Here is a 1146-nt window from a genome sequence, read left to right as displayed (position 1 = left end):
GATCCGCCCCGCCCGCACCACTTGTGCACCTACACGGAGGGACGCCGGCTCACTGCACACGCCCTTTAGCCACACCCAAGTTTGATGACGCAAGGATTTCGCCATGACGACGACAATGACGACGACGACAATGCAAGCCGCGGTAGTTACCGAATTCGGCAGGGACCTCCAGATCCAGACCCTCCCCGTTCCCGTGCCGGGCCGCGGTGAGGCACTGGTCAAGGTGCTGACCACCGGGGTCTGCCACACCGACCTGCACGCCGCGGAGGGAGACTGGCCGGTCAAGCCGTCCCCGCCGTTCATTCCCGGCCACGAAGGCGTCGGCGAGGTCGTCGCCCTCGGCGAGGGCGTCACGGACCTTGCCATCGGCGATTTGGTCGGCAATGCGTGGCTCTGGTCCGCCTGCGGCGACTGCCAGTACTGCCGCACGGGCTGGGAGACCCTGTGCGAGGCCCAGCAGAACGCCGGCTACAGCGTGGACGGTTCCTTTGGCGAGTACATGCTGGTCGACAGCCGCTTCGCGGCCAGGATCCCGGCCGGCTCGGACCCCGTCGAGGTGGCTCCGGTGCTTTGCGCCGGCGTGACCGTCTACAAGGGCCTGAAGATGACCGAAGCCCGGCCCGGCCAGTGGGTCACCATCTCCGGCATCGGCGGCCTCGGCCACATCGCCGTCCAGTACGCCGTAGCGATGGGCCTGCGGGTCGCGGCTGTGGACATCGCCGATGACAAGCTGGCCCTGGCCAAGAAGCACGGCGCCGAGCTGACGGTCAATGCCCTGCACGAGGATCCGGCCGAAGTTATTCAGCGCGAAACCGGAGGTTGCCATGGAGTCCTGGTCACGGCAGTGCACCCGTCAGCATTCGGGCAGGCCATCGGGATGGCGCGGCGCGGCGGAACGATCGTGTTCAATGGGCTGCCGCCGGGGGATTTCCCGGCGCCGATCTTCGAGATTGTGCTCAAGGGCCTGACGGTCCGCGGCTCCATCGTGGGCACCCGGCAGGACCTGGAGGAGGCGCTCGAGTTCTACGCCCAGGGCAAGATCCACCCCACGGTCTCCACGAGGGAACTCTCCGAGGTCAATGCCGTTCTTGACGAGATGAAGCACGCCAAGATCGACGGCCGAGTGGTCATCAAGTACTGATGAAG

At 66.5% G+C, this 1146-nt stretch carries 1 protein-coding gene; it reads left to right on the top strand.

Going from position 1 to position 1146, the window contains the following annotated elements; translation table 11 throughout:
* Positions 1-130 precede the first annotated feature (130 nt).
* Entirely contained in the window at positions 131-1141 is a 1011-nt protein-coding gene (gene adhP, locus AC1DHX_RS20725; protein WP_476851259.1) for an alcohol dehydrogenase AdhP, read from the top strand.
* Positions 1142-1146: the final 5 nt, after the last annotated feature.

The organism is Arthrobacter sp. 05N33_2 (genome assembly GCF_056397425.1).
Note: the sequence above shows the minus strand (reverse complement) of the source record. Positions and strands in the feature narration are given on the sequence as shown.